General features: G+C 69.2%; 7 protein-coding genes and 1 pseudogene (1 of these 8 cut by a window edge). 4 read left to right on the top strand and 4 right to left on the bottom strand.

The window, feature by feature from the left end; all coding sequences use genetic code 11:
- Both ACFWY9_RS04815 and ACFWY9_RS04810 read left to right on the top strand, forming a co-directional pair.
- Positions 1 to 314: pseudogene (locus tag ACFWY9_RS04815) on the top strand (maleate cis-trans isomerase); it begins 471 nt to the left of the window's first position.
- Position 315: 1 nt separating this feature from the next.
- Complete coding sequence (locus ACFWY9_RS04810; protein ID WP_378324988.1) at positions 316 to 1,008, top strand: GntR family transcriptional regulator; 693 nt, start codon at positions 316 to 318, stop codon at positions 1,006 to 1,008.
- Positions 1,009 to 1,015: 7 nt separating this feature from the next.
- Here the strand turns inward: ACFWY9_RS04810 and ACFWY9_RS04805 are convergent, their stop codons facing one another.
- The 4 genes from ACFWY9_RS04805 to ACFWY9_RS04790 form a co-directional block, all read right to left on the bottom strand.
- Positions 1,016 to 1,486, bottom strand: a complete 471-nt coding sequence (locus ACFWY9_RS04805) for a DUF4262 domain-containing protein (RefSeq protein WP_378324986.1) — start codon at positions 1,484 to 1,486, stop codon at positions 1,016 to 1,018.
- Between the two features lie 78 nt (positions 1,487 to 1,564).
- Positions 1,565 to 2,623, bottom strand: coding sequence for a tartrate dehydrogenase (locus tag ACFWY9_RS04800; RefSeq protein WP_378338177.1), 1,059 nt, complete (start codon positions 2,621 to 2,623; stop codon positions 1,565 to 1,567).
- Positions 2,620 to 4,083, bottom strand: a complete 1,464-nt coding sequence (locus tag ACFWY9_RS04795) for an NAD-dependent succinate-semialdehyde dehydrogenase (protein ID WP_378324983.1) — start codon at positions 4,081 to 4,083, stop codon at positions 2,620 to 2,622. Before ACFWY9_RS04795 ends, ACFWY9_RS04800 begins: the two co-directional genes overlap by 4 nt.
- Positions 4,080 to 4,259, bottom strand: a complete 180-nt coding sequence (locus tag ACFWY9_RS04790) for a hypothetical protein (RefSeq protein ID WP_378338176.1) — start codon at positions 4,257 to 4,259, stop codon at positions 4,080 to 4,082. The genes ACFWY9_RS04795 and ACFWY9_RS04790 overlap by 4 nt, the downstream gene beginning before the upstream one ends.
- Between ACFWY9_RS04790 and ACFWY9_RS04785 the strand changes: the two genes are divergently transcribed.
- Complete coding sequence (locus ACFWY9_RS04785) at positions 4,258 to 5,514, top strand: aspartate aminotransferase family protein (RefSeq protein ID WP_378324982.1); 1,257 nt, start codon at positions 4,258 to 4,260, stop codon at positions 5,512 to 5,514. The two genes, ACFWY9_RS04790 and ACFWY9_RS04785, sit on opposite strands and share 2 nt — an antisense overlap.
- A gap of 3 nt (positions 5,515 to 5,517) precedes the next feature.
- Positions 5,518 to 6,015, top strand: a complete 498-nt coding sequence (locus ACFWY9_RS04780) for a DUF3830 family protein (protein WP_378324980.1) — start codon at positions 5,518 to 5,520, stop codon at positions 6,013 to 6,015.
- The last annotated feature ends 160 nt before the right edge of the window (positions 6,016 to 6,175 follow it).

Genomic DNA, 6,175 nt, shown 5'->3' with positions numbered 1-6,175 from the left:
GCGGCCGGCGGGGGTCGCGCTGGGTGGAGTCCCCCCCCCCCCCACAACACCCCCCCACCGCGGCCGAGGTCGGCGCGCTGGAGCCGGAAGCGGTCATCGAACTCGCCGCCGGGCACGATCACCCGGACGCCGACGCGGTGCTGGTACCGGACACCGCGATGCGCACGCTCGGCGAGATCAACGCCGTCGAGGCCCGCCTCGGCAAACCCGTGCTGACCGCCAACCAGGTCACCGTCTGGGAGGGACTGCGCCTGGTCGGACAGGCCCCGCTCGTCCGCACCCTCGGCGCGCTGTTCCAGACGGGGAACGCGTGAGATGAGCCTGTCCGACATAGAACCGGTCAGCCGGGAATCCACCGCGGGCATCATCGCTCGCCAGCTGCGCGAGGCGATCATGACCGGTGCGCTGCCACCCGGCACCCAGCTCGGTGAGACCGACCTCGCCGCCCGCTTCCAGGTGTCACGGGGGCCGCTGCGCGAGGCGATGCAGCACCTGGTCTCCGAGGGGCTGCTGCGCAGCGAACGGCACCGCGGGCTGTTCGTCATAGACCTCGGCCCCGGCGACGTCTACGACATCTACTCCGCCCGGTGGGCCATCGAACGCGCCGCCCTGCTGCGGGCGTTGCGCGGGGATCGCGAGCAGGTCGCCGTCACTCTCGAACAGGCCGTCGTCGAGATGGCCACCGCGGCCGGCGCGGACGACCCCTCCGCGATCTCCACCGCGGACCTGCGTTTCCACGAGGCGCTGATCGAGGCCTCGGGCAGCAAGCGGCTCGTCCGCATGGCCCGCACCCTCCTCATCGAAACGCGGATGTGCCTCGCCGCACTTCAGGGGACGTATCAGCGGGTCGAAGAACGCGTCGAGGAACACACGCACATCATCGAAGCGCTGCGCGCCGGGGACGAGGCGAGCGCGCTGGCCCTCCTGGAGGCCCACATGGAGGACGCCGTGCGACGGCTCGCGCCCGGCACCAGCCTGACGCAGAGCGAGGCTCCCCCGGTCGGTTGAGCGGGATTCAGGAAGCACAACGCACCCCCAGCACCGGCTGGCCACCGCGTCCTCCGCGGAACTTCGCGTCCCACGGCCAGAACCCGTCGTCATCGGCGTAAACCAGTTGCCGCGCCCGGATTCCCGGGCCGTAGAGGCCCACGGCCATGACCAGGTGCGCCGACGGCTCGGCGAGCTCGACGACCTCGATCGACGGCCCGTCGCGCAGCGTGTACTGCTCCCCGTGCTCAGGCGGCTCCGCATGGCACGCGTGCTCGGCCACGCAGTTGAGCAGCGACCCCGCCGGGTACAGCGGCAACCCGGTGACGACGAGTTCCGGCAGCTTCCGTTCGGTGAGCCCGATCGTGTAGGCCCACGGCGGGCTGTGTCTCGATCCCTCCACTCCCTGCACCATCCAGCCGCACTTGCCGATCACGGTGCGGACGTAGCGCAGATAGTCGGCCCGGGTCTTGTCGGGATTTTCGCACTGCCAGCACATCCTGATGCCCCCTCCTGCTCGGTTGTGGGTGAGCGGGAGCCAGTGTCGGGGAGGGCACCGACGAAACGGGGCGGGCGATCAGCCGAGATTCTCGGCGACTACCGAACCGAGCCGGGCTGTGGTAGCGGTGCCGCCGAGGTCGGGCGTGACCGCGGCGGGATCGCCGAGCGTCCGGTCGACGGCGGCACGGATCGCTTGCGCGGCATCGGTTTCGCCCAGATGTTCGAGCATCATCGCGGCGGCGAGGATCTGCGCGACCGGGTTCGCGATGCCCTGTCCGGCAATGTCCGGAGCGCTTCCGTGGACCGCCTCGAACATCGAAGGATGTTCACCCGATGGATTGATGTTTCCGGAGGGCGCCATGCCCAGTCCGCCGGTGATCGCGGCCGCGAGATCGCTGAGGATGTCGCCGAACAGGTTCGACGCGACGACGACGTCGAGCCGTTCCGGCGCCTGCACCATCCGCGCGGCGAGCGCGTCCACATGGCACTGTTCACTGTGGACGTCCGGATATCCGGCGGCGACCTCGGCGAAGATCTCGTCCCAGAACGGCATCGAGTGGATCAGGCCGTTCGACTTGGTCGCCGAGCACACCCGGCCGTCGCGCGTGCGCGCGAGGTCGAAGGCGTACCGGATGATCCGCTCGACGCCGACCCGGGTGAAAACCGATTCCTGCACAACGAATTCACCCGGTTGTCCGGTGTTGTGACGCCCGCCGATGGCCGAGTACTCGCCCTCGGAGTTCTCCCGGACGATCACCATCTCGAGTTCCTCGGCCTTGCGCCCGGCCAGCACCGACGTCGTGCCCGGAAGCAGCCGCACCGGACGCAGGTTGACGTATTGCGAGAACGCGCGCCGCACCGGGATCAGCAAGCCCCACAACGAAACGTGGTCCGCGACGCCGGGGAAGCCGACAGCACCGAGCAGGATCGCGTCGAACGCGGACAACTGCTCGATACCGTCTTCCGGCATCATCGACCCGGTGCGGGTGTAGCGCTCGCAGCTCCAGTCGAATTCGTTCCACGCCAAGGAAAAACCGAATTGCCCGGCGGCACGGTCGAGGACCTTGCGGGCCTCGGCCGTAACGTCGACACCGATCCCGTCGCCCGGGATGCTCGCGATGCGGTAGGTCTTCACAGATTCACCGCGATGTACTTGACCTCGAGGAACTCGTCGATGCCGACCGAGCCGCCCTCGCGGCCGAGGCCGGACTGCTTGATCCCGCCGAACGGCGCCGCCGGGTTCGACACGATGCCCTGGTTGAGCCCGATCATCCCGGCCTCCAGCCGCTCGGAGACCCGCAACGCCCGCTTGACGTCGCTGGTGTACAGATAGGACACCAGCCCGAATTCGGTGTCGTTGGCCTTCGCCACCGCCTCGTCCTCGGTGTCGAACGGCGTGATCGGCGCGACCGGCCCGAAGATCTCCTCCGAGGTCATGCGTGCCTCCTGCGGCACGTCGGTGAGCACGGTGGCCTGGTAGAAGTGGCCGGGTCCGTCGACGCCCGCGCCACCGGTGAGCACCCGCGCGCCCCTGTCGGTGGCGTCCTTGACGAGTTCGGTGACCTTCGCGACGGCCTTCTCGTCGATCAGCGGCCCCACCACGACGCCTTCTTCGGTGCCGCGGCCCATCGGCAGCGCCTGCATGCGCTCGGTGAGCCTGCGCGCGAACTCGTCGGCGACGTCGCGCTGCACGTAGAAGCGGTTCGCGGCGGTGCACGCCTCACCGATGTTGCGCATCTTCGCCAGCATCGCGCCCTCGACAGCGGCGTCGAGATCGGCGTCGGCGAAGACCAGGAACGGTGCGTTGCCGCCGAGTTCCATCGAGGTGCGCAACACCTTGTCCGCACACTGTTCCAGCAGCTTCCTGCCGACCCCGGTGGAGCCGGTGAACGACAGCTTGCGTGCGCGGCCGTCGCGGATGAGCGGCTCCATCACGCCGCCGGAATCATGCGTGGTGAGGACGTTGACCACCCCGGCGGGCAGTCCCGCTTCGGCGAGGATCCCGGCCAGCGCGAGCATCGACAGCGGTGTCTGCGCGGCGGGTTTGATCACCATCGTGCAGCCGGCCGCGACGGCGGGGCCGATCTTGCGCGTGCCCATCGCCATCGGGAAGTTCCACGGCGTGATGAGCAGTGACGGGCCGACCGGCTGCTTGGTCACCAGGAACCGCCCGGCACCATTGGGGGCGACCGCGTAGCCGCCGTCGATGCGGACCGCCTCCTCGGCGAACCAGCGGAAGAACTCGGCGGCGTAGGTGATCTCGCCCTTCGATTCGGCGAGCGGCTTGCCCATCTCCAGCGTCATCAGCAGCGCGAGTTCCTCGCTGCGCGCGACCAGCAGCTCGTAGGCGCGGCGCAGGATCTCCCCGCGCTCCCTCGGCGCTGTCGCCGCCCAGTCCGCCTGCGCGGCGACGGCGGCATCGAGGGCCGCGACGCCGTCAGCGGGCGAAGCGTCGGCCACCTGGCACAGCTCCGCGCCCGTCGCCGGGTCCTGGACCGCGAACGTCTTCCCGCCGGTCGCGGCGACCCATTTGCCCCCGATGAACAGTTCCTTGCCGACCGCGTCGACGACGCCGGTCTCGGTGATCGCGCTCATGCGATCGCCTCGCTCCGCGAGACAGTGTTGAATCCCTTTTGGCGCATGATGCCCTCGATTCGCTCGCAAGCGTCGCTCATCCCAGCCTGCTCCTCATGTGTTGTCTCCCCGGCCATGCTATGGATATTGTCAACAATCGACAACTGTTCCGCCCGACCTAGGAGCACCACTGCCATGGCCCAGCTCTCCCCGCTGCTCAAGCAGGCAACTCCCGTCGTGGTCGACCACGGTGAAGGGGTGTACCTCTACGACGTCGACGGGAAACGTCACCTCGACTTCACCGCCGGGATCGGCGTGACGAGTACCGGACACTGCCATCCGGACGTGGTCCGCGCGGCACAGGAACAGATCGGCAAGCTCATCCACGGCCAGTACACGACCGTGATGCACAAGCCGCTCCTGGAGCTGACGAAGCGGCTCGGAGACGTCCTGCCGAGCGGGCTCGACTCCCTGTTCTTCTCGAACTCCGGCAGCGAAGCCGTCGAAGCGGCGTTGCGGCTGTCGCGGCAGGCGACCGGACGGCCGAACGTCATCGTGTTCCAGGGCGGGTTCCACGGCCGCACGGTCGCCGCGGCGACGATGACGACGTCGGGAACGCGGTTCAGCGCGGGCATCGGACCGCTGATGGCCGGCGTGCACGTCGCCCCGTTCCCGTACGCGTACCACTACGGCTGGGACGAGCAGACCGCGACGAAGTTCGCGCTGCGCGAGCTGGACTACCTGTTCGCGACCGTGAGCGCACCGAACGAGACGGCGGCGTTCTTCGTCGAACCCGTGCTCGGCGAAGGCGGCTACGTCCCGGCGAACACGGAATTCCTCGCCGGACTGCGGGAACGCGCCGACGCACACGGGATCCTGCTGGTGCTCGACGAGGTGCAGACCGGGTTCGGCCGCACCGGGCGCTTCTGGGGCCACGACCACTTCGACGTCCAGCCGGACGTCGTGCTCATCGCCAAGGGGCTCGCGAGCGGGTTCCCGCTGTCGGGCATCGCGGCGCCGGAATCGCTGATGGCCAAGGCATGGCCGGGCTCGCAGGGCGGGACCTACGGTGGCAACGCGGTGTCGTGCGCGGCGGCGATCGCGACGCTGGACGTCATCCAGCGCGAGGGTCTGGTCGAGAACGCGGCCGAGCGAGGACGTCAGCTGCTCGAGGGCGCGCGGCTGATCGCGGACAAGACGGCCGCGATCGGCGAGGTGCGCGGACTCGGCCTGCTGGTGGGCACGGAGTTCACCACGCCGGACGGCGAGCCGGACACCGCGACCGCGCAGAAGGCGCAGAAAGCCGCCGCGGAGAACGGTTTGCTGCTGCTGACCTGCGGGGCCTTCATGAACGTCGTCCGCATGGTGCCGCCGCTGGTGGTCGACGCGGCGCAAGTCGACGACGCGCTGCGCATCTGGGGCGACGTCGTCTCATCGGTCACGGGGAGCTGAGCCATGGCACGCTACATCACCATCACCCTGGACAAGCGCGGCGTTTCGTGCCGCGCCAGGCTGCTCGACGACGAAGCCCCGCGGACGTGCCGCGCGGTGTGGGACGCGTTGCCGCAGAGCGGTTCGGCGTACCACGCGAAGTACGCGCGCAACGAGGTCTACACGCTCGTGCCACCCTTCGCCGACCCGAAGCCGGGGCGGGAAAACCCGACCATCACGCCGATTCCAGGCGACGTCGTGTACTTCGGCTTCGAGGCTTGGGAGATCGGGAACCCGGCGTACGGCTACGACTCCGGCAGTGAGGCGCACAGCGATCAAGGCGCGACGGACCTCGCGATCTTTTACGGCCGTAACAACCTGCTGATCAACGGGGACGCGGGCTGGGTACCCGGCAACGTCTTCGCGACGATCGAGGAGGGACTCGCGGAGATGGCCGCCGCGGCGCAGGACCTCTGGCTGCGCGGGGTCGAAGGCGAGACGCTGAGCTTCGCCCGCGCCTGAGAGTTGCGGCGGCTCGGCTCGTTGCCCTGAACGACGCGTTCGGGACGTTGATCGTCTCGAACGCGTCGGTTGCGGGCTGTAAGACAGGGGGTGGGGTTTTGGGGGGGCGGGGGGCCAGCTTGGGGGGTTGGGGGCGGCGGCCAAAACCAACGACTCGAAA

It is taken from the genome of Amycolatopsis sp. NPDC059027 (genome assembly GCF_042739735.1).
Taxonomy (GTDB): domain Bacteria; phylum Actinomycetota; class Actinomycetes; order Mycobacteriales; family Pseudonocardiaceae; genus Amycolatopsis.
Note: the sequence above shows the minus strand (reverse complement) of the source record. Positions and strands in the feature narration are given on the sequence as shown.